18 protein-coding genes and 1 tRNA gene are annotated in these 22,008 nt (G+C 60.0%); 11 read left to right on the top strand and 8 right to left on the bottom strand.

Going from position 1 to position 22,008, the window contains the following annotated elements; genetic code table 11:
- The first annotated feature begins 68 nt into the window (after window positions 1–68).
- The gene (locus ACVWY9_RS02900) at window positions 69–1,220 is read left to right on the top strand and encodes a glycosyltransferase (RefSeq protein WP_457387454.1); all 1,152 of its coding nucleotides are present in this window, start codon (window positions 69–71) and stop codon (window positions 1,218–1,220) included.
- Here ACVWY9_RS02900 and ACVWY9_RS02895 read toward each other — a convergent pair.
- Window positions 1,214–2,890 (bottom strand): hypothetical protein, encoded by a 1,677-nt coding sequence (locus tag ACVWY9_RS02895; protein WP_457387453.1) that lies wholly within the window; start codon window positions 2,888–2,890, stop codon window positions 1,214–1,216. The two genes, ACVWY9_RS02900 and ACVWY9_RS02895, sit on opposite strands and share 7 nt — an antisense overlap.
- A gap of 87 nt (window positions 2,891–2,977) precedes the next feature.
- Here ACVWY9_RS02895 and ACVWY9_RS02890 point away from each other — a divergent pair, with 87 nt between their 5' ends.
- Window positions 2,978–3,406, top strand: a complete 429-nt coding sequence (locus ACVWY9_RS02890; RefSeq protein WP_457387452.1) for a hypothetical protein — start codon at window positions 2,978–2,980, stop codon at window positions 3,404–3,406.
- A gap of 416 nt (window positions 3,407–3,822) precedes the next feature.
- Here the strand turns inward: ACVWY9_RS02890 and panB are convergent, their stop codons facing one another.
- On the bottom strand, window positions 3,823–4,608 hold the full coding sequence (gene panB / locus ACVWY9_RS02885) for a 3-methyl-2-oxobutanoate hydroxymethyltransferase (protein ID WP_457387451.1): 786 nt from the start codon (window positions 4,606–4,608) through the stop codon (window positions 3,823–3,825).
- A gap of 151 nt (window positions 4,609–4,759) precedes the next feature.
- Between panB and ACVWY9_RS02880 the strand changes: the two genes are divergently transcribed.
- Together ACVWY9_RS02880 and ACVWY9_RS02875 are read left to right on the top strand one after the other, a co-directional pair.
- A tRNA-Ser gene (locus ACVWY9_RS02880) sits at window positions 4,760–4,846 on the top strand.
- Between the two features lie 165 nt (window positions 4,847–5,011).
- On the top strand, window positions 5,012–5,761 hold the full coding sequence (locus ACVWY9_RS02875; RefSeq protein WP_457387450.1) for a phycocyanobilin:ferredoxin oxidoreductase: 750 nt from the start codon (window positions 5,012–5,014) through the stop codon (window positions 5,759–5,761).
- On the opposite strand, the gene ACVWY9_RS02870 is transcribed toward ACVWY9_RS02875, so the two are convergent.
- A complete protein-coding gene (locus ACVWY9_RS02870; protein WP_457387449.1) occupies window positions 5,758–6,591 on the bottom strand; it encodes a hypothetical protein in 834 nt (277 codons plus the stop codon). The two genes, ACVWY9_RS02875 and ACVWY9_RS02870, sit on opposite strands and share 4 nt — an antisense overlap.
- Before the next feature lie 414 nt (window positions 6,592–7,005).
- Between ACVWY9_RS02870 and prmA the strand changes: the two genes are divergently transcribed.
- The 4 genes from prmA (at window position 7,006) to ACVWY9_RS02850 (ending at window position 11,660) form a co-directional block, all read left to right on the top strand.
- Window positions 7,006–7,947, top strand: coding sequence for a 50S ribosomal protein L11 methyltransferase (prmA, locus tag ACVWY9_RS02865; protein ID WP_457387448.1), 942 nt, complete (start codon window positions 7,006–7,008; stop codon window positions 7,945–7,947).
- Window positions 7,917–8,753 (top strand): 16S rRNA (uracil(1498)-N(3))-methyltransferase, encoded by an 837-nt coding sequence (locus ACVWY9_RS02860; protein ID WP_457387447.1) that lies wholly within the window; start codon window positions 7,917–7,919, stop codon window positions 8,751–8,753. The genes prmA and ACVWY9_RS02860 overlap by 31 nt, the downstream gene beginning before the upstream one ends.
- Window positions 8,754–8,847: 94 nt before the next feature.
- Entirely contained in the window at window positions 8,848–10,146 is a 1,299-nt protein-coding gene (hisS, locus tag ACVWY9_RS02855) for a histidine--tRNA ligase (protein ID WP_457387446.1), read from the top strand.
- Window positions 10,140–11,660, top strand: coding sequence for a hypothetical protein (locus ACVWY9_RS02850; RefSeq protein ID WP_414374172.1), 1,521 nt, complete (start codon window positions 10,140–10,142; stop codon window positions 11,658–11,660). Before hisS ends, ACVWY9_RS02850 begins: the two co-directional genes overlap by 7 nt.
- 24 nt (window positions 11,661–11,684) lie before the next feature.
- Here ACVWY9_RS02850 and ACVWY9_RS02845 read toward each other — a convergent pair whose 3' ends face one another.
- The 4 genes from ACVWY9_RS02845 to ACVWY9_RS02830 form a co-directional block, all read right to left on the bottom strand.
- Window positions 11,685–12,521 (bottom strand): universal stress protein, encoded by an 837-nt coding sequence (locus tag ACVWY9_RS02845; protein ID WP_414351493.1) that lies wholly within the window; start codon window positions 12,519–12,521, stop codon window positions 11,685–11,687.
- A gap of 101 nt (window positions 12,522–12,622) precedes the next feature.
- On the bottom strand, window positions 12,623–13,435 hold the full coding sequence (locus tag ACVWY9_RS02840) for a hypothetical protein (RefSeq protein WP_457387445.1): 813 nt from the start codon (window positions 13,433–13,435) through the stop codon (window positions 12,623–12,625).
- Between the two features lie 135 nt (window positions 13,436–13,570).
- Window positions 13,571–14,704 carry a hypothetical protein gene (locus ACVWY9_RS02835; protein WP_457387444.1) on the bottom strand — a complete coding sequence of 378 codons (1,134 nt, stop codon included), beginning with the start codon at window positions 14,702–14,704 and terminating at the stop codon, window positions 13,571–13,573.
- A complete protein-coding gene (locus ACVWY9_RS02830; RefSeq protein ID WP_457387443.1) occupies window positions 14,701–16,341 on the bottom strand; it encodes a hypothetical protein in 1,641 nt (546 codons plus the stop codon). The genes ACVWY9_RS02835 and ACVWY9_RS02830 overlap by 4 nt, the downstream gene beginning before the upstream one ends.
- Window positions 16,342–16,635: 294 nt before the next feature.
- On the opposite strand from ACVWY9_RS02830, the gene ACVWY9_RS02825 reads away from it, so the two are divergent.
- The 3 genes from ACVWY9_RS02825 to ACVWY9_RS02815 all read left to right on the top strand — a co-directional run bounded on the left by ACVWY9_RS02825 (window position 16,636) and on the right by ACVWY9_RS02815 (window position 21,502).
- Window positions 16,636–17,037 (top strand): cupin domain-containing protein, encoded by a 402-nt coding sequence (locus ACVWY9_RS02825; RefSeq protein WP_457387442.1) that lies wholly within the window; start codon window positions 16,636–16,638, stop codon window positions 17,035–17,037.
- A 148-nt stretch (window positions 17,038–17,185) separates the two neighbouring features.
- Window positions 17,186–19,123: a cellulose biosynthesis cyclic di-GMP-binding regulatory protein BcsB gene (locus ACVWY9_RS02820; protein ID WP_457387441.1), complete on the top strand. Its 1,938-nt coding sequence runs from the start codon at window positions 17,186–17,188 to the stop codon at window positions 19,121–19,123.
- Window positions 19,124–19,207: 84 nt separating this feature from the next.
- The gene (locus ACVWY9_RS02815; RefSeq protein ID WP_457387440.1) at window positions 19,208–21,502 is read left to right on the top strand and encodes a glycosyltransferase; all 2,295 of its coding nucleotides are present in this window, start codon (window positions 19,208–19,210) and stop codon (window positions 21,500–21,502) included.
- A 55-nt stretch (window positions 21,503–21,557) separates the two neighbouring features.
- On the opposite strand, the gene ACVWY9_RS02810 is transcribed toward ACVWY9_RS02815, so the two are convergent.
- A complete protein-coding gene (locus ACVWY9_RS02810) occupies window positions 21,558–21,917 on the bottom strand; it encodes a hypothetical protein (protein ID WP_099812809.1) in 360 nt (119 codons plus the stop codon).
- Between the last annotated feature and the right edge of the window lie 91 nt (window positions 21,918–22,008).

Raw genomic sequence — 22,008 nt, 5'->3', positions numbered from 1 at the left:
GGATCCCTTCCTGTGGCCTTTCCCCCTCTCCCGGGCCAGCATTCGCTTGGCCTGGGTGCCTGGCGTTGGTGCATGAGTACCTGATCTGGCCGGGGGGATCGGAAAAGGTTCTGCAGGAGCTGGTGGCTTTTGCCCCCCAGGCCCCCCTTTACGTCAGTCTCTTCTCCGCTCACACCCTGCCGCCGAGCTGGCAGGAGCTGACAATTCACACCTCCTTTTTGCAAGGCTGGGCCAAGTGGCTGGGGGTGTTGCGCCCTGATTACCATGCCCGCCTCAAGTATCTGCTGCCCTGGATGCCGTTGGCCTATGAGAGCTTCGACCTCTCCGGCTATGACTGTGTGATCTCCAGCAGCCACGCCTTTGCCAAAGGGATCCTGACGGGAGCCTCTACCCTGCACCTGAGCTACATCCACAGCCCCACCCGTTACCTGTGGGAGAACCGGGAGCTGTATCTGCAGCGAGAAGGGTTGGGGGGAATCGGGCCCATTCGCACAATTAGCCAATGGCTGCTGCACCGCCTGCGCCAGTGGGATTTTCTGGCAGCTCAACGTCCAGATCTGTTGATCGCCAACTCCCAGCACATTCGCCGCCGCATTGCCAAGCTCTACCGCCGCGAGGCTGTGGTCATTTATCCGCCCGTTCCGCTGCAGGGGTTTGAGCCGGTGGCGGATCCCAGCGCCGATTATGACCTGGTGGCAGGCCGACTGGTGCCCTACAAACGGGTGGATCTGGCGATTGCCGCCTGTGAACGGCTGGGTCGTCGGCTGCTGGTTGTGGGCGAAGGGCCGGAGCTGGCTCGGCTCAAGCGACTGGCGGGGCCGCAGGTGGAGTTTTTGCCCCATCAGCCCCCCGATCGTTTTCGGGAACTGCTAGCCAATTGCCGGCTGCTGCTGTTCCCCTGGGAGGAGGATTTTGGCCTAGTGGCAGTGGAGGCCCAGGCCTGCGGCCGCCCCGTGGTTGCCCTCAACCGGGGAGGTGCCCAAGAGACGGTCATCCACGGCCAAACCGGCATCCTCATTCCCGAGGCCAGTGTGGAAGCGTTGGTGGAAGGGCTGCGGCAGGCGGATCGACAGGAATGGGATCCGCAGCGGATTCGGGCCCATGCTCTGCAATTTGCCCCAGAGCGGTTTCATGCCCAGCTGGGAGCCCTGTTGCGCTGGGCTTGGCCTCGTTTTCAAGCTGGAGAACGGTTGGATCCCCGAGAATGGAGCGCTCAGTAGGGCCGCCGCTGCACAAAAGTCGGCAACTCAATCCGGTTGCGACTGCCCGTTTCCCCTCCTGCCCGTGAAGCGGCCAAAGCGGAGCGTTTCAGGAGCCTTTCTGTCCGTTGGCGCCAGCCGAGCGGGGCACTTTCTTCCCGCTCGTCCAGGGTGAGCGGCGGGATCCCTGGGGTGGGTGTTCTCCAGGTGGTGGCCGGGGAAGGAGCAGACTCGTCAGCCGCGGCAGGAATCCGTTCCTGGGCCCGATGATTCGACCTGGGCTCGACAACCGCTGGCTGAGGGGAAGCGGAGGCCGACTGACGCAGTGTGGCCAGTTGCTCTTCCAGTTCTTGATTGCGCTGCTGCAGCAGGGCCACTTCCTTTTCTTGGGTTTGCGCGTAGGCGTGGGCCTGCACACACTCGGTTTTCAAAGCCATCACCTGCTGCTGCAACTTCTCGATTTGCTTTTGGCTGACCAGATGATGGGCCTCGGCCAGTTCTCGCCCCCGCCGGGCTGCTTCCAGGCTTTCTCGGGTGTCCTGCACCTGCTGCTGAACTTCCTGCCACTGGGCAAGGGTGGGACGCTGGGCCAACTCTTGCATGAGCTGATCCCGCTCGGCTCGCAAAGCACCAAGCTCGCGGGTCAAAGCCTGCACCTGCTCCTCCAGGGCAAGGATTCGCTGCGCCTGTGAGGACTCTGTTTCCCTGAGGTGGGCGGCCTGGGCTGCTTCCGCTTCCAGCTTGGCAATCTGTTGGGCTTGCTCGGCCTGCTGCCGCTGACTCTGCTGCAGCTCTTCCAGCAAGGTGGCCCGCTCGGCCTTGGCAAAAGAGGCCTGTTGGCGCAGATGATCCAGCTCCGCCTGCAAGCGTGCCCATTGCTCTGGGGTAGGACGCTCTTCCAGTTCGCGAATACGTTGCCGGGCGGTGTTCAGGTCAGCTTCCATGTGTGCCTTTTCGGTTTCCAGATGGGTCTTCAAACGCTGCCATTCGGCTTCCGCTTGGCGGTGGGCAGCCTCTAGCTCCGCCCGTAGGGTTTCCAGTTCTTGTGCAGAAGGTCGAGCAGCCAACTCTTGGATTTGCGCTTGCAATTGTGCTTTTTCCTCCTCTAGCTGCTGTACACGGAGCTGCAGTTGGGCTTGCAAAAGCTGCACCTGCGGCAACTTGACGGCGTATTCTCCCAATTGGTTGGCCTGCTGTTTCAGCTCCAGGAGCTCCTGCTGCAGTTGGTAAAATCGGGCCGGATCGACGCGCCGCTGCAATTCCGCCTTGAGGGTTTCAATTTCCGTCTGACTGGTTTGCAACTGCTGCTGCAGAATGTGGTAGTGCTCCAGCGTTGGACGGCGCTCCATTTCCCACAGGAGATTCTGCAGTTCTTCGATGTGCTGTTGCTGAAGCTGAAAAGCCTCTGGGGTAGGGCGCTGGGCCAGCCGCGCTTTCTCCTCTTGACACGCTTGCAAAGCTTGATCCCGCTCTTGAATCTGGGCCTGTGCTTCCAGCAGTTGATGTTCCAGGCGATGGATGCACTCAATCTGCTGCAATGACAGCGCTTCCGATTCGGCGAGGGATCGCTCTAGGTTGCGCACCCGCGCCCGCAAGGCTTTTAGCTCCTCTTCCCCTTCCATATCCAGGCTGCTCGACAGGTTATGGGCCTTACTGTAGCAGATGGTCTGGATGAAAATCCAGCTCGCCACTATCTGTAGTGTAAATTTTTAGCTTTTCCCAGAACCAACACTAACTCTGTTGCCCCCGCCCTCTATACTGAGAAGGTGAGTTTTCAGATGAACCCTGTGATGAAGCTGGGATCCAAATCCTGGGGATGGGCGCTGGGCCTGCTGGGTGTGGCCTTGGTCGGTTGTGGTGCCGATGCGCTGACGGCCAGTACTCCGCTGCCGCCTTTGATCACCAGCAGCGATATTCCTTCTGTGGTGAATCGGAACGGCTTTTTGGAGCTGGGGGTTTCGGTATCGGTGCCGGGCCGGATCCCGGCGGAGCTGGCGTTTCAGGTGTCGTGGTCGGGGATCGAGGTGCAGACGCTATCGGCAGCCCAGGTGAATTGTGTGTCTGGAGAGGTGTTCTGTACAACCCGCTTCCGCATTCGCCCTCCCCTGAGCTTGGTGCCCGGCTCCTACCTGCTCAGCTTGCGGGTCTTCGACCGGTTGGGTCAAAGCGCTGTGGTGACCGGGACGGTGCTGCTCAGGGATCCCTGAGGTCGCCCTATCCTTGCCCAGCCTTGAGAAAGCGGTGCGGTTCCCGTTCCCATAAGCATTGCGTAGCAGTAGGTAGCAGTATGAGGTGCCGTAGGCATAGCACCTGATACATTTACGCTGAACACTGCTGAACATCACTGTTCAACTATGCAGCGATAGCATTCTGTTTGTTTCCAAACAGAATGGCGGTATCCCGCAAAGCTTTGAGTAGAATACCCAAAGCGCAGTTTCCGTGTCGTCTTACTACCAATTTTCTGCTTTGCTTTGGCTACCATGTTGGCAGACTCGAAAGTAAACAGAAAGATCAACTGGTAGTAATCCGTACTGAACATATTATACATTATTTTCAGTATAGTTGAGCTTATTATTGACTAGAGTCATGCTCTGCCCAAGCTTTGAATGGGTAAGGGATCCCTTCAGCGGGGGGGAAATACTTTTTGGCGAACATCGTCGGCGAAAGCTTCCACCGCTTCTCGGATCGCCTGTCTCAAATTGGTATAGGCCTTGGCAAAAGGGGGGAGCCGCTCGCTCAGCCCCAGCAGGTCGTGGGTGACCAAAATCTGCCCATCGCAGGCCGGCCCGGCTCCAATGCCCAGGGTTGGGATCCCCACCTGGGCTGAGATTTGGGCAGCCAATTCCGCCGGCATGTGCTCCAGAACCAGGGCAAATGCCCCTGCTTGTTCCAGGCTGAGGGCCTCTTGTCGCAGACGCTCCGCCTCCGGAGTGGTTTTTCCCTGCTGGAGATAGCCTCCCAGTTGATGTTTGGCCTGCGGAGTGAGGCCGATGTGACCCAAAACCGGGATCCCTCGCTGCACCAGAAAGGCCACCGTTTCCACCATGTCGGGGTAGCCCCCCTCCAGCTTGACCCCGTTGACTCCTGCCTCCTTCATCAACCGCCCTGCTGAGAGGAGAGCTTGTTCTTTGTGGACTTGATAAGTCAAGAAGGGCAAGTCGGCCACCAAAAAGGCCCGTTCTACCCCGCGGCGCACCGCCTGGGCGTGATGGAGCATCTGTTCCAGCGTCAGGGGCAGGGTGCTGGTATACCCCAAGTGGGTCATGGCCAAGCTGTCGCCCACCAGGATCAAGTCGATCCCAGCCTGATCCAAAATCTGAGCGGTGGCGTAGTCGGCAGCCGTGAGGGCCACCAAAGGTTGACCCGCCTGCTTGGCCTGGCGAAAGTGGTGAATGGATAGAGCAGCCATATCCCTATGATCTCATCTGGGCGTTCCCGCCAGCGGTGCGGAGCACTTTCCCATCAACCGCATCCCGTGGGGGAAGCAAGCTTGGCTTTGAGGCTGGGAAGAAGCAGGAGACTCGGTTTGCCGTTAAGATAGTAAAGCCCTACAGCAGACTGGAAGGGTGACAGAGTGGTTGATTGTGACGCTCTCGAAAAGCGTTGTGACTGCAAGGTCACCGTGGGTTCGAATCCCACCCCTTCCGTCTTCAGGCATACAGTTTTAGAACGCCTTGCCCAGCTAGGGCCTCTGGGATTTTTGGGGATCCCACCCAAGCCCTTCGCATCAGCGGTGCGGTTCCCCCATAACACTTTGGCATGGAGCCAAGGTCAAGGTTGGATGGGGTTCTTGGCCTTTCTTCTAGAGTCTTATGTTCACCGCTCCTGCTCTCTCTGCCCAACTGCATCCGCTCATTCAGGGCTTATCTGAGGCAATCCTGAACGTTTGGGGATCCACCCTCACCCTGGCCCCCTATCCTCTGCCTGACGACCTGGGCTACGTGGAGGGCCGCCTAGAGGGCGAAAAATTGCAAATTGAAAACCGCTGCTACCAAGGGGATCCCTTTCGCAAACTGCACCTGGAGCTGGCCCAGGCCGGGCAGAGCCTGGATATCCTCCATTGCGTTATGTTTCCGCAGCCGCAGTACCCGCTGCCGCTGTTCGGTTGCGACATTGTGGTCGGTCGCGGACAGGTGAGCGCCGCCATTGTCGATCTCTCGCCGGTGACCCCCAGCTTGCCCGATCTCTATATCCAGGAGCTGGAAGCGTTGGGATCCCATCTCGCCCCTTTCCAACACCGGCGCCGGTTGCCGGAGTGGGGCACGATTTTTTCTCCCTACTGCCTGTTCGTCCGTCCTGCCGACGAAGCAGAGGCCGAGCGCTTTTTACACTTTGCCCGCCGTTACTTGGAAATTCACTGTCGGTTGGCGCAACAGATTCCCCCGCAGACGGATCCCGGCCAGATTTTGGCCCACTACCAGGGGCAGCAGCGCTATTGCAGCCAGCAACAGCAGAACGACCGCACCCGCCGCGTTTTGGAAAAAGCTTTTGGCCCCGCCTGGGCAGAGCGCTACATGAACACCGTCCTTTTCGATTTGCCTCCCAGTCCCGTGCAGATCTAGACGGGATCCCCTTGCAGCCGCTGCTGGATGCTCAACGCCAATTTTTGCCCTAAGAACTCCGGCATGGCTGGAGTTGAATCCGGCCCTAGCAAGTAAAAAATGAAGCGCGTTTGCTTGCGGCGGAGCATCAAGTTGAGGTTAACAACGGTCAAATCCTCCTGCGCGAGGGCCGTCATCACCCGGTAAAACGCGCCCGGCTGGTTGTCCACATCCACCAAAAGTGTGGGTAGGTGAAACACCGGGTCAAAATAAAAAGAAACCTGCACGTCTTTTAGTCCGGCCTTGAGATCAAACTCCAGCGCCAAGGTTTCGTGAACGCGAAACACACCCGCCAGGCATTCGTGAATGGCCCGTTCTAGGCTGAGCTTGGTTTGGGAAGAAAGGCTGTGGCCATCGCGGGAGACAATGGTGCGGATAAACACCAGGTGCGGTGAGTAGATCTGCCCATAGAGATGAATGCCATGCACCGAGAGATTAAAAGCAGTGAACACCCCAAACAGATCGCTGAGCAGAGAAGGTCGGTTGCGGTAGGCCAGACAGACCACCGTCTTGCGACCTTCGTCCTGCACCTGTACCACCGCCTTGCGGGTCTGGTAGAGGGTGTAAGCCAAGCGCAGATTTTGGGCCTGTACCTCGCTGCTGACAAACTGGCTGTAAAAAGGCGGAAAGCTCTGATTAAAACGCCGCATCAGAGCGGATCGCGTCAGCGGGACGGAGTCCTTGCGGGTGCTGACTTTGAGCGGCTGAAGATCTTCATGGGCAGCCCTTTCCCCTCTGGTAATCCCCCAAGGAGCTACCTTCGGCTGCTGCCCTGACTGCTCAATTGACATCGACCTCGCCACCTGCATTGCTCTTTCTTCATCCTTACATCGTTGCTCAGTACGCCCCAGCCAAACCCCATCTATCCGCAAAATCACTGAGGCTCGGAACGAATGTCAACGCTGCATCCAATTCTTGTTCAATGCTTTTGGACTTAATCTATCTCACAGGGCTGAGCTGGTCATCCAAAGAGCCGCTGAGGGTCATCCCCCAATTGGGAGGATCCTTCCCTTCTTCGCTGCTGAACCGACGCTGTGAGCCTTTCAATCCTAGAATAGCCAGAATAAGCCTAAACTATGAATTGAGCAGAGCGCTGCAATTTTTGATATAGAGTGCCGCATTGAGTGCTGGCCGGCTGGGTGACATGAAGCGCTATCTTGTTGGCCATCACTTTGGTTTTCCTTTAGGTTTGTGAAGGGATCCCTGTGAGCAGGACTGTTGCCGATCCCACCCCATTTTCGCCCGCACAAGCGCCGGATCCCGGTGGAGCCTGGTGGGATCTCAGTCTCATCGCCTCCCCTGCCCAAGAAGACCTGATCTTTTGGCGGCTGGAGAGTTTTGGCTGTCGGGGCATGACCAGCCAAGCCCACGGCGAAGATCAGGTCTGCATTCACGCCTATCTGCCTTGGCCTCACGTCAGCCTCCTGGATTTGGCAGCCCTCTCCCTGCGCCTGCAGCAAGATGCCCTCATTGCCGGTCAGCGGGTTCCCAAGCTGCGCTGGGAACGCATAGAGGCGGAAGATTGGAGCAGCAGTTGGAAGCAGCACTGGCAGCCCCAATGGGTCGGGGACAAGTTGCTCATTTGTCCGGCCTGGCTGGAGCCGCCCCCTCACCCCGGTCGTCACCTGTTGCGGCTGGATCCCGGTATGGCCTTCGGCACGGGCACTCACCCCACCACGCAGCTCTGTCTGGAGTCGCTGGAAATGCGTCTGGAGAGCTGGGGAGGGGATCCCCCGGCGGCGACGCTGGCGGATGTGGGCTGTGGATCCGGCATTTTGTCGTTGGCGGCGGCCCTGTTGGGGGTGAAGCGGGTGTTTGCGGTGGACGTCGACCCCCTGGCGGTGCAGGCCACGATGCACAACCGCGATCTCAACGGCCTGACGGATCGCATTGTGGTGGCTCAGGGCAGCCTGGAGCAGATTCCCGAAATGGTGGATGGGTTGGTGTGCAACATCCTGACAGATGTGATCCTGGATATGATCCCGGAGTTTCGGCTGGTGGTGAAGGAGGGGGGATGGCTGATCCTCAGCGGCATCCTCATCGAGCAGGCCAAGTTGGTGGCGGAGATGCTGGAGGCCAACGAATGGGTGGTGGCAGCCCTCTGGCGACGGGGGGAATGGTGTTGTCTGAACGCACGCATGACCTGAGCGCTTTGCCCCGGTTGGCGATTGACCCGGCGCAGCGGGATCCGAGTGGTGTTCTCCATTTAACCGGCCCGCAACAGCACTACTTGCAGCGGGTGCGCCGCCTCAGGCCGGGGGATCCCTTTTTGGTTCTGGATGGCTCAGGCAAGCTGTGGGCGGCCCATTGGCAGGCTCAGGGATCCCAAATTGTGGGCGAGGTGGAGACGCTGCCGCGGGAATTGCCCGTTTTTTTGCATCTGGGCTTGGCGGTGGTCAAAGGGCAGGGGTTTGACGAGGTGCTCCGCCAGGTTACCGAGCTGGGGGTGGCGCGAATTACCCCCCTGCTGACAGAGCGCACCGTGTTGGAACCGGGATCTGGGCGGCAGGAACGCTGGCAAAAAATTGTGCGGGAGGCCGCAGAACAATGTGAGCGGTTGCGCTGGCCTCAGGTTGATCCCCCTACCCCTTGGACAAGTTGGCTGGCGGAGCTACAAGCCGTTCGCGCTACTCGGACGGAGTCCTTTTGGTGGGGTATAGCCGTGGCTCGGCACAAAGTGCCCCCGCTGGTGCAAGCCCTGCCAAAGCTCAGGGATCCCGTCTTGGCCATAGCCATCGGCCCAGAGGGGGGCTGGACCGTTGCCGAACGTCGGCAAGCTGAGGAATATGGGGGAGTGTCCGTCTCCCTTGGCCCTACCATCTTGCGAGCCACCACCGCCGCTGTTGTTGCCACCAGCCAAATTGCCGCCACCTACTCCTGGTTGGACTCGAGCTTGGATCGGGGTCATTTGGCTCCGCTAGCGACGGGGAGTGTTGTCGCCGATAATCAATAACTAGGCCGTTTGCGTCAGCGGGACGGAGTCCTTTGACGAGAACAGCCATTGGCATAGCAGGCGGCCAGGCCCACCCCAGGGAGGGAGAACGAGAATGGAGATGATCCAGGCGGTGCGAGGCACCCGAGACATTTTGCCGCAGGAGGTGCGGCTCTGGCAGCAGGTGGAAGCCAGCGCCCGAGAGATCCTGGGACGGGCCAACTACCAAGAAATTCGCACCCCCATCCTGGAGTTGACGGAGCTCTTTGCCCGCAGCATTGGCAGCGCCACTGACGTGGTGGGCAAGGAGATGTACTCCTTCAGCACCCGTGGCGAGCAAGAGGTGAGCCTGCGTCCCGAGAACACGGCGGGCGTGGTGCGGGCCTACATTCAGCACGGGCTGCAAATGGCTGGAGATGTGCAACGCCTTTGGTATTGTGGGCCGATGTTTCGCTATGAGCGTCCTCAGGCGGGGCGGCAACGCCAGTTCCATCAGTTGGGGGTAGAGCTGCTGGGCAGCCGAGATCCCCGCGCCGATGCGGAAGTCATCGCCTTGGCCTGGGAGCTGTTGCAGGCGGTGGGGGCGGAGAACCTGAGCTTGCGGCTCAACTCCTTGGGGGATCCGCAGGACCGGCGGGCCTATCGCCAGGCCCTGGTGGACTACCTCACCCCCTTGCGGGAGAAGCTGGATCCCGACTCCCAAGAGCGCCTCACCCGCAACCCGCTGCGCATTCTAGACAGCAAGGATCCCCGCACCCGCGAGATTGCCGAGGGGGCCCCCAAGCTGCCGGATTACCTCGGCCCAGAATCGCGGGCTTTCTTCGAGCAGGTGCAAGATCACCTGCAGATGTTGGACATTCCCTACCAGTTGGATCCCTACTTGGTGCGGGGCCTGGACTACTACACCCACACCGCCTTTGAGATCGTCTCGCCTGACTTGGGATCCCAGAGTACCGTCTGTGGGGGCGGTCGCTACGACGGCTTGGTGGAAGAGCTGGGCGGGCCTTCAACCCCAGCGGTGGGCTGGGCCATCGGCATGGAGCGGCTGGTGCTGCTGTTGCAAAAGAAACAAGGGGAGGCTCCGCCAGCACCGGTCGAGGTTTACGTGATCTCCCGTGGGGCGAAGGCTGAGGCCCAATCCCTCCGGATCGCTCAAGCGCTGCGCCAAGCTGGTTTCTGCACCGAGCTGGATCTGAGCGGCAGCGCCTTTGGCAAGCAGTTCAAACGGGCCAGCCGCAGCGGCGCAACTTGGGCTGTTACGCTGGGGGATGCAGAAGCTGTGGCCGGAGAGGTACAGCTTAAGCACCTGCCTACAGGGCAACAGCAAACCCTTTTGCAAGCCGATCTGGTTAAGTATCTGGCATCCCATTCGGGTCAGCAGTGCGGAGCACCTAAGGTGATGGAGCCATGTTGAATTTTTGGGTTCGGCGCGACGGCCAGGAAGACTGGCAGCCGGTACCAGCCGAGGGCGCAGTTCTGGAAGAAGATACCTACACCATTGTTGCCCGTTCGCCTCAGCCCCACTTCACCATCACGGTGGAAGTCCGGCAGCGTCCTCTGTCGTCGCAGAATCAGGGCCCTGACACCGCCCCGACTCCCCCACAAGTCCAAACCCGTTCTGTGCGCACCAACGATGAAGGGATCGGCATTATTTTGCCTGCCAGCCGCCTCACCCCTGGGTTTTGGGAATTGCACTGCCGAGATGCCGACTTGATCGCAGAACTGTTCGGTGAAACCGAGTTGGACAATTGTCTCCGTTTTCAGGTTGTGCCTGCCCCTCTGGAGCCGGAACGAGGGATCCCTGCCCCGGTGGCTGAAGAGGCCGGGTTTGAGCCCCCCCAGAAAAAAGAGGTCGCCATCCCGCCAGAGCTGTTTTCCCTAATGCACAGTGAATTGGAGGGATCCCCGGAGGAGGTGCTGGTGTTGACGGGGCGGATCGGCTGCAGCGGCGAGCTGCGGGTACAGGTTTGGCCAGAAGGGGAGGAGAGGCCGCTTTTCCAGGGACAACGGCAAATTCAACTCCCGGCGGGGGCGCGGACGGCGGTGTTCAGCATCCCCATCACCCTGCCCAGCCAAGTGTGGGCCCGTCCTTTACGGGGAGAACTGGCCCTTACTCCCTCCTCCTGGTGGGATCCAGAGCCGTCGCCTCAGACCCTGACCATCCCCTTTTCCATTCGCTGTCGCAGCCAAGAGGCAGGACTTCTTGGCGCAGGGATCCCCCTCCCGCAGCAGCAAGAGGAAGAGAGGCTGGCCGATGCTGCCAGTCCTGCCTCGACCGCAACCCTGCTCTCTCCCGAACGAACCTTGCAAAAGCTGCTGCGCATCTGGCAGCACAGTGCTCCTGCTGGAGGGGATCCCGGCTCGACTCAGCCGGCAGAGCCCTCTGCTAAGGCCGCACCCGAACCTAACCCCCAGCCTGCGGCGCCGATTTCCCCTCTTCCCTCACCCCCCCAAGCTGAGCCAATGGGCGAGGATGCCGCCCTGCCAGCCCCAGCAGGGAGCCCGGCCACCCCACCTCCGCCTGCATTCGCCCTGCCTGCCACCAGCAAGGACACCAAAAACTCGCCCCCGCCGCCAGAAGTGTGCCCGGCGCCACAACTGCTGGTGCCTGAGCAATTGCGAGCGGGCGACAATTTCGATGTGGTGCTGCGTTTGCCGGCCTTGGCCCCTGCCTCCGCCGCCGGCGCCGCCTCCCAGCCACCTTATTGGATCAAGTTTTGGGTCAAGCATGGCCGCACCCGCTCGTTGGTGGATGGCCCCCGCTGGTTGCTGGACTTCTCCCGCGACGATCAGGGGCAGTGGCAAGCTTTAACCCGCATGACCATTCCCCCAGGCGTCCCCGAGCTGATCTTTGAAGCTTGGGCCGTCAGCCCGGATCGCCAGCAGCAGAGCGACCGAGTTACAGAGCACCGCTCTATCTTGCCTTAGGGATCCCTCGCTCTTGAGTCCTGTTTAGTCTTGGACGGAGCGCACCATCAGCACGGGGCAGCCGATGTGCACCCGCACATAGTCGGAGATGGAACGCCCCAGCAGCCGATCCAGGTCGGGGATGCTGCGGGCAATGGTAGGTCGGCGATCCGGGGATCCCATCACCAGCAGATCGGCCTTGCTTTCTTCAGCCAGGCGGACAATCTCCGTAGCCGGATCCCCGACAGCCGTCAACACCTGGTGGCCGATTTGCCGGTTTTTGAGGATGTCGATTGCCCGATCTAGGGCCTCATCTCTACCTGGGTTGTCGGCATCCAACTGCACAGAGGCCAGGAAGATCTGGGCCCCTTGAATGCCGGAGATCAAGTCAAGGGCCGTGGCAAAGGCGGCCTGGGCAGCGGGGGAGTTGTTGAGGGCCACCATGACATGGCTGGGGTATTTGACGTAGGCGTCGTCTTTGACCAGCAGCATTGGGCAGGAGGCGAGCTGGAACACATATTGGCTCACCGAGTTCTGCAAAATGGCCATGATGCGGTTGCGCCCCCGGGATCCCATGACAATTAAGGGATTGGGCAGGGACTCGGCCACCTGCAGCACCACCACCTTGGGATCCCCTTCCACCAGTTGCGTGCTGATCTTTAGCCCTGGGCGGGGGGGGAAAGTCTGCAGGGTTTGGGCCAGCAGTTCCTGCCCCTTTTGCCAGGCAGCCCGCATCTCCTCGGCAGAGGTCTGGGAAGGCACCGCATGCAGCAATGTCACGTGGCACTGGGCAAAGGCCGGCAGAGACAGAAGGGTATGCACCATTTGCTCAGTGGGGCCGCTGCCATCGATGGCGGCAATGAGGTTCTCAAATCGAGACATGGGATCCGTTCTCCGGGCCGTAGTTTGCCAAGACTCATCCTAGATCTGCCCCTGCGGATCCCTGTTACCGTAGGGGATATCCTGCAACATTTTGTTGGGTTTTAGTAACTTAGCCACACATAGCCGGTGAAGCCGCCGCCGGCGTTGGTGTTGCGGCCGGTCAAGAATTGAAACCCTCCCAAGCCCAGCGTTAACCCTCCCTCCAGCCGCCAGTTGAGCTGGCCAGAAAGCTTGAGGTTGTCGTAGTCGGGATCCTGAACGGCCAAATCCCCGAACAACAAAGGCGCGCCGTTGCCCAACGTAAAATCCCCATCCAGGGCCAGGATGGCCTGCAGTTCAGGAGTCAGGTCTGCCCCGAAGGTCAGGTTGGCCTTGACCCGATCCCCGGGATAGCCCAAGTAATCTCGGAACGTGAGGCAGGAGTCGAAAAAGGCGGGCAGGGATCCCAACTGGGTATTGGCCGCCACCCCAACTTTGAGATCGTAGCCGAAGACGCCGTACCCCAAGGGCAGGGGAATGTCTTGGGTGGCATATCCGGGCGGGATCAAGGCCGTTAGCTGAGCCGAGAAGAAGGGATCCCCGTTCCCCCAAGTATGGCGCAGGCCCAGTTCCAGATCCCGCAGGCCCTGGTTGCGCTGGGTAACGGTGTCAGCCCCGCTGGCAAAGCGATTTTCGATGAAAACGTAGCTGGTGTTGAGGTTGAGAGTGAGCTGATCGCTGAGGCCCGTCTCCGCAAAGAGGTTGAGGCGGGTTTCCCCATATTCTGAGAGAGCAGGCCCCAGTTGCCCCCCCTGGTCAAAGCGGGTGCGAGGCCGATAGACCTCCGGCTGCAGCGAAAAAAAAGTCTTGCCGGCACCGCGGGGAAAACCGCATCCTGCCCAGGCCGGCAGCTCCGGCGGCATTGCACTAACCACTAGACTCGCCAGCAGGCTTGCCCTTAGAAATCTCAGCTTCTCCATGGCAGGGATCCCGGCAGCTTCAGGGGGATTGTATCCCTAGGATCAAGCTCTGGGCCAAGATCCGGGACAAAACCAGCTCTAGAACGACTGCTAACTGGCGGTGGCAGCCGGTAGGCCCACCTGTGCCCGGAATTGCCGCGCTGCCGTCAGCGCCCCATAGGGATCCCCTTTGTAGAGGCCGTAGTGCATGAGGGAAAAGCGCCGCAGCCCCAGTTGAGACACTTCCTGCAGCCACTCCGGCTGGCTCATGAGCTGAAAGTCTGTATGGACGGTGTCGGCCCGTCCGCCGCTGGGGTGCTTGTCCTTAATCGATGGCTCGTAGTGGGCCAACATCAGGTTGGGGTGGATGGGGGAAAACAGGCGGCAACAGAGGCGGATCTGCTCCGGGTTACCGGGATCCGGGCCGTTCAGCTCTGGGTTAAACTCCCCTGGCCGCCGCTGGCGCATGGACTGGAAGGCGATCCCGTCCATTTGGCTCATGGTCTCGGCAAAGGGCTCCACCATGCTGCGGCCTGCCCCCCGGGAAGGGTCGTCAAAGGTGGCAATCCAGCCCCCCCAGCACAGGGCCACTTCGGCCTCTGGCAGCCGCTCCTTGATGGCTTGGCGGGCTGTGAGGACATTGCGCATTAGGGCTTGGTAGTAGGGAGCAGTGTCGGCGTTGTAGGTGTCCGCCGGGATCCGCCAGTAGGAAAACTCAGTAGCCAAGCTCCAGTAGGTGGGGCGGCCCTGAGGATTGGCTTGGGCAATATAGCCCGCCAGCTCGGCCACGTCCTCCACAAATTGCGGGGAGACGTGATAGTCGCCGCAGGGGCGGTGGGTGTCGTCTTCCCAGGTGATGATGTGGAGGGTATAGCCCCGCTCAAACCACTGCCGCAAGAGCCCGGCCTGGTGCCAGTTGCGCCAAAAGGAGAGATCTCCCTGGCGGTGATCAAAGCTGTTCAGCCAGCCGCTCAGGAAATGGGGATCCCACCCCTGCGCCACTGCCGCCACCTGCGGATCCGACTCGATTTCCCAGAGGAAGCGACCGGGATCCTCGCCAATGCCCACCTGCCAGCGGGCCAGCAGCTCTGACAAGTTCATGCTTCCCGTCTCGGCATTTTCCGGGCTGCGACTCCCCTGCTGACTCAAAAACTCCTGGCCACAGCCGGCAACCCCATAGGCAGCCAGCAGCGCTCCGCCCGCTTGCAGCACCTGTCGCCGCTGCCAGGATCGTCTCCTTTTCATCTCCTCTCCTCCTGCGGTTCCTCTTGGTGTTGGCGAGCCCACAGCCGCACTTGGGGGGAGCTATAAACCTCCCTGAAGCCCGGCAGCCCCTCAAAATTGAGCTCAGACCAAAATTGCAGGATGCGATCGGCGCTCTGCAAGGGATCCGCCAGCCCCGCTACCAAGAGGTAGTCCACCCTTTCCTGGGGATGCTGAAGGGCCAGGGCAAACTCGTACTGGTGAGGAGTAAGGAAAGAGCGGGGATCCCTTGCCCAAAAGATAGCCTCAAAGTGGATGTCGTCGTCCACCAGCACTTTTTGTCCGGGCAACAGGTGGCGATAGAGATACTGCCCAACCTGGCGCTTTTCCTGCCGCAGCCTCCGCCAGTCTTCTAGGGCTTGCCCAGCAGAGGTTACTTCATACAGGTTTTGGGCAGCTTCCAACTCGCCACTAAGGGGCACTAACCCTGCCACCAGCCGCTCCCAGAGATCCCGCTCCTCGGCCACCAGGGGCATGAGGAAACCCGGCTCTTGGCTCACCCCATAACCGGCAGTGAGGCAGTTCAACCCCAAGAGGGCAGTGATCAACAGGCGCTTAGCCCAGCCGGGGCCGGCTCCGCGACACAAGTAGGCGCCCATCAGCAAAGGAAGCGGCACCCAGAAAAGGCCAAAGCGGCTCAGCTCCCGCAAAAACAGCCCCTGCCCTAGAGAAGCCAGCAGGATGACCAGCGGCATCCCCCAGACCAGAGCCCATACCCAGCGACCCGGGCCTCGGCCCAGCAGGGATCCCAGCCCCAACAGCAGATAGGCAGGGGCCAGCACCGCCAGCCATTTCCCAGCCTCCAGCACCCCCCGCCAGCCACCCGCCTGCTGCAAGTCTTCCCGCAATTGCGGCAGCCGCAGACCGCTGCCCACCTGGTAGGTGAAAGCCCAGGGATCCCCTACCGACAGCCAATTCACATACAGCCAGCTCAGGATCAAGGCTAGGCTGACAAAGCCGGCCACTAACAGCGAGGCCCAGCGAAACCCCCAGACTTCTCGGCGAAAGGCCACCAGCAGCAGCATCCCCGCCCAGGGCAGCAGCCATCCGCTTTCCCAGCGCAGCACCATCAGGGGCCCCAGCGCCAGCCCAACGAGCAGCAGCCTCAGGGTAATAGGCAGCTCATCCCCTGCCGCCACTGACTTCCCCGCTGCTCGTTTCTCGTCAGCCAGGGGAAACAACAAGGCCATGTTTACCCCCAGCAAAAGCGAGGTGGCCGTCCAAGCGGGGCTGCGCAGCAGCATCAAGATCAAAGCCGGCTGCAGCATCATCAACAAACCCCACAGCCAGCGCCATCCCACTTCCACCGGCAAGCCGCGCAACTGCCGCCACGTCCAGCCCAGCAGCAAAGAGCCCAAGATGGTCTGCAGCAACAGCGGGGATCGTCCCAGAATGGCCGTAGCCAGCACCAGCAAGGGAGGAAAGGTGGTGCCCACAATGGGCAGGCGCGGATCCGGCCCCAAAACCGCCACGGATCCCTTGTAGCCGAGAAACTGCATCTCCAAGCTCACCCAGCCCCAGCCCTCCTTCAAACCCCACAGAAGGCTAGCCAGCAGCAGAAACAGGATCCCGGTAGACCCGAAGAGCTGCAAGAAAGCCCTGAGCCTGTTGAGAAACATGGGTTACTTCAGTAGCTTCAAGAATTTAGAATTAATTGGAGATTAATTGGAGGGTAACTGGTTAAATCGCCAATCGAGCCTCAAGAGCTATTTAGTGTTAATGAGAACATGTCTCAAGTAGGGCGTGGGGATGGGCTGATGTGTCTAGGCACTGGACACAGGGCTAGATTAGCATTCCCTGGCCTGAGAGACTTTATCTACGAGTTTTGGCGTAGGCCAATTCAGCCAGATTGTCGATGAGGTGTTCTCGGATTCTGAGAGAGGATGGGGACGACTTTGCAAGGACATGATCTTATGTTGCAGGCTGTGCGGGACGTGAATGAAGCAGCAGTTCCAGCGCTTGAGCTGGTGCCCTCTCAAGCAGAGACCCGTCCCTGGGGATCCTTCTGGGTTTTGGATGAAGGCCCGATGTACAAGATCAAGCGCATCGAGGTGAAGCCCGGCCATCGGCTCAGCCTGCAGATGCACTACCACCGCAGCGAGCACTGGATCGTGGTCAGGGGCACAGCGAAGGTTACCCGTGGAGAAGAGGTGATGCTGCTGAGCTCCAACGAGTCCACCTACATTCCCCCCTGCACCAAGCACCGCCTGGAAAACCCCGGCACCATTCCTCTGGTGATCATCGAGGTGCAGAACGGGGAATATCTCGGGGAAGACGACATCGTGCGCTTTGAGGACGACTACGCCCGCCAGTAAAGGGATCCCCTGGGCATCCGAATCTACGGTTTGTGCGTAAAGACCCCCGAAAGCTTGCAGATTTCTGCATGTTGGGCAAACTTGGGTCAGGTGGGCCAAGGGGCTTGCCTGCACTAGACAAGTGAGGGATAAGCAAGAGGGGGTCAAGGTGACGCAGAAGGCAAGGCAGTGGGCTTTGTGGGTTGCCGGTTTGCTTTGGTGTTGCGGGCCGACGGCTGTCCACGCAGCGGAAGTCATTTCTCTGCAAAGGCTGGGCTACGACCGCTCGGTGCTGCTGCAAGGAGCTAACCCGCGTCTAGATATCGGGATCCCTGCCCCCCTCAACGGCCTTGACCCCGAGGCCAGCTTTGTGCAGTTGCGCCTGGATCCCTCGCCGGTGCTCAAGCCCACGTCCACGGTGCGGGTGCTGATCAACGAGGAGCTAATGGGCCTTTTTCTGGTGCGGGACCTGCGGCAGGAGCCGGTGGTGCGGGTGCCCATCCCCAGCTTGGCCGCTGGCGAGCGCTTTATCACCTTGTCGGTGCAGCCTTTCCTGAGCATCAGCGACGATATTTGCGCCGACTTGAATACCGGCAATTTGCTGCTGACGGTAGGGCGGGACAGTTTCTTTGAGCTGGCGCCCCTCGTTCCTGATGCCACGGTGGCCGGTTTTCTGGGCCGGCTGTATCCTCAGGTTACTTTGGTAGTGCCGGCCAATCCTTCCTCTGAGACGGCGGAAGCAGCTCTGTGGCTGTACAGCCTCCTTTCTCACCTGTTTCCGCAAACGCCCATCCTGTGGAGCAACCGTCCGAAGCAGGGGGCACAGGTGATCTTAGAGCCGGCCAATTTCACCCCCCACTTGCAGCATCAAATTACCCCAGAGGGATCCCGCCTGCGAGTGGCCGCCCGCCGGGAAGCTATTCTTGCTCTCTATGAAGAATGGAAGCGGGCGGGGCTGGTCAGCCGCGGCATCCAGGTGACAAGGGTGGCGGATCTGGAGAGAGCGCTCAGGGCCAACCGCCTCAGCCTGCGAGAGCTGGGGATCGTGGATCCCATGTTGCGGGGGTTTGGCAGCCAGTCTTTGGTCTTCAACTTCAGCCTGTCCCAATTAGGGGGACGACCGCGGGATCTGGCGGCGCAACTGGATGTGATCATGAACCCGGTCGATGGCCGAGTGGGGGATCGCCTCACCAGCTACGTGTTCTTGAATGGCGTTCTGTTGCGCACCTACAACCTAACGGGCCGCACCCAGCTCAACGAGACCATCCCCCTCCCCACCCGCCTGCTGCGCCGCTTCAACCAACTGGAGCTGCGCTTTGATTACGGGGCCAGCCCCGGTAATTGCCAGGGATCCCTGACCCCGCTGACTTTGCAAGTGCGTTCCGATAGCTCTGGCCTTCTCTGGAGCGGCTACCAAGCCCCTAGCGGCGAGCTGCAGGAGATCCCGGCGGTGCTGCAGGGATCCGGACGGGTTGGGCTGGGGGATCCCCAACTGCTGCCGGCTGCCGCCTACCTGGTCGGTGCCCTCAGCCGGCTGGCTGCCCGACCCCTGCTGCCCACCCTTGAGGTTTTGCCTAAAGAGGAAGCCAACCTGGAGACGGGGAACTTTGCCTGGCAGGTGATCGTGGCTGGGCCAGATCAGGTGGAGCTTAATAGCCCCATCCGGCTGGGATCCCAGTTTGAAATCATCAATCCCCTCAACCAGCAGGTGGCCTTGGCCGCTCAGCCTCAAGAAAACCTCGGCCTTTTGCAGTACTTTCTCCTGAAAGGTAAGCCGAACCTTTGGCTTTCCTGGTGGGGATCTGACCCGGTTTTGGCAGAGCGCCTCAGCCGCGGCCTTGCCGATCCGCGCACCCGCCTGGCCAACCAGCTACAGGGAAACGTGCTCACCGCCTATGCCGCTGCCCCCGATCTCACCCAAGTGCAAAGCTGGGATCTCACGCCGGCAGGCTATCGAGTGCGCTACCCCGGTCGCTTCAGTTGGCAGCTTTTGTTGTGGCAATACCGCTATTGGTTAGTGCTGCTGCTGGCCCTTTTGCTGGCAGTAGGAGCCTGGAATACCTACCAACGCTTGGCCCGCCGCCCTGAGTCGCCCACCCTTTCCTAGGGGGGTTGGCAGAGGACTTCCGGTTAAACCAGACTTGAGCCAAGCAAGGACTCCGTCCCACTTGCGCGAATAGGGTTTCCAGCCATGCTCCAGTCCCTCAAATCCTCGCTTTTGCGCACGGGCTACCTTACCCGGCAGCAATTGGCTGAGGCTGAGGAGTATCGCGAAGCAGCTAGTTGCTCCTTGCCTAGGGCTCTTTGGAGCTTGCGAGTCATGCACCCGGGCAAGTTTGTCAACTTGTGTCGCCAGATTCTGGACCGGCCTAGGCTGAGAGACTGGCTGCTCAAGCACTCCCTAGATCCAGAGCTGCCTTGGCTGATTGAGCCTATTGATTTGGTGCCGGTGCGCTTTTTGCCCTGTGGCTGGCTCGACCCGCAAACTGTTGTGGTGGCCACAGAAGAGCCGGGCTTCCCCGCCATTTGGCAGTCTGTGAAACACCTGTGCCCGGAAGCAGAAAAACTCTGGGAGATCCCAGCCACTGAAAAGCAGATCCTGACGGTCATCCTTGAGCGCAAGCTGGCCGCCGAGCTGCTGGGCAGCCGTCTTACCTTAGAGCAGTGGCAGCAGGCTTTGGAGATCCGCCGCCGCACCGGCTCCAGCCTGGGGCAGGTGCTGACCCGGCTGAGCTACCTCTCCACCCCCGAGTATCTCAGCATCCTAGCCCATTTGCTGGGCTACCCCGCTGTCTCAGAACTAATGGGGACAGGGCTGCTCCACCGCGACGAGAGCCTGAGCCGGCAGTTTGATCCCGAGGTGATGATGCGCCACCTCTTCTACCCCTTGAGCTGGACGGATGAGCACACCCTTACAGTGATGGTCAATGACCCCCTGGACTGGGCGGTGGATGAGCTGCTCTACAGCTGGCGGCCAGGCTTGCGGATTGAAAAGGTGCTGGGCACCGAGCAGGATATCACGCAACTGCTCAGCCAAGACCAGGGATCCCGCTTCAGCCAAGAGGCGGTGTACAAGCTGATGGCCCGCCTGCCGGAGGAATCGGCCTCGCGGGTGTTTACTCCTTCTCAGATTGCAGTGGGCTACGGCCTGCTGCTGCTATTTCTATTGGGGTTGGCCACTGCTCCCTGGACGACTCTGACCATTTTGGTGCTGCTGATCAATCTTTTTTACGTCGCTTCGATCCTGTTCAAACTGCTGCTCAGCCTAGTGGGATCCGCCGATCGCTTCCACCAGATTACCGATGAGGAAGTAGCCGCTTTGGATGATCGCGACTTGCCCATCTACACCATCCTGGTGCCGGTCTACAAAGAGCCGGAAGTAATGCCGATTTTGATCAAGTCTCTCTCTAAGCTGGATTACCCCCACGAGCGGTTGGATGTGCTTATTCTGTTGGAGGAAAACGACCGAGACACCATTGAGGCAGCTCGAGCTGCCAAGCCCCCCCGCTACGTGCGCCTGCTGTTGGTGCCCGACAGCAAACCCAAGACCAAGCCCAAAGCCTGCAACTACGGCCTGGCTTTTGCCCGTGGCGAATACCTCACCATCTACGACGCTGAAGACATTCCGGATCCAGACCAACTCAAAAAAGCAGTCATTGCCTTCCGAAAAGGGGATCCCAGCTTGGTCTGCGTCCAGGCTGCCCTCAACTACTTCAACCGCAGCGAGAACTTCCTCACCCGCATGTTCACCCTGGAGTATTCCTATTGGTTCGACTATCTGCTGCCGGGTTTGGAAACTCTCAGAATGCCGATCCCCTTGGGTGGCACCAGCAACCACTTTCGCACTGACCGCCTGCGGGAGCTGCAGGGATGGGATCCGTTCAACGTCACTGAAGACGCCGACTTGGGCATCCGCGCCAGCCAGCACGGCTATACGGTGGGGGTGATCAACTCCACCACTTATGAAGAGGCCAACTGCGCCGTTAAAAACTGGATCCGGCAGCGCTCCCGCTGGATCAAGGGCTACATGCAAACTTGGCTGGTGCACAACCGCAACCCCCTGCGCTCGTTGCGCAAGCTGGGCCTGAAGAACTGGCTGTCTTACCAGTTTTTTATTGGCGGCAGCTTCTTTACCTTTCTCACCAGCCCCATCATGTGGCTGCTGTTTATTTACTGGCTGCTCACCCGCGCCCATTGGCTGCAAAACATTTTCCCCAGTTGGCTGGTTTATCTGGGCTTGTTTAACCTCCTGGTGGGCAATGCCATTGGGATTTACCTCAACTTGGTGGCCGTTTTCCGGCGAGGGTACTACGATCTGGCCTTCTATGCCCTGCTCAACCCCATCTACTGGCAACTGCACTCTATGGCAGCTTACATGGCTCTGTGGCAGCTTTTCACCAAGCCCTTCTACTGGGAAAAGACCATCCACGGCCTGAGCAAGTTTACCCATGCCAAAGTCCAGGAAGCTGCTCACAAAGCAGCCTAGGCTACGGACTGAGTTCCTAAGCAGTAGCAGCGAAGTGAGGACAGCCAGCACCCTTCTAGAAGCTGTAGTCCGAGTCTACGATCACAGCACAACCACTGGGGTGGAGACAGCTAGCCATGATCACCTTGACAGAAAAGTTGCCCTCGTAGGGCGCCTGCACGATGGGGAAATCGTCCAACAGTTCGTCTGCAGCCACCACCTGACCGCTGGCATCGTAAAGCACCAGATCCACATCGAAGCAATCCTGGTCGCACTGCGCCCAGATGTTTTCACCTCGGTAGAAATAGCCTGTAACTACGGTCGATTGTCCATTAAGAAGCCACAAACTACGGCTCTGAGCCCAGGCGGCAGCGCCCCCGATAACTGTGGCCGCTCCTATTAAGCTTGCCACCAACCAGCCCCGCACCGAAGCCATAAGACTGCCCTCCTACTGAAAAACGGAGATAGATTTTCTACAGGGATCCACCTCAACGCCCACACTCTAGCACCCAGATCCGTTTCTCCCG

This window comes from Thermostichus sp. OS-CIW-31, assembly GCF_054060305.1.
The sequence above is the reverse complement of the archived record's forward strand: the minus strand, read 5'-3'. Positions and strand labels throughout refer to the sequence as shown.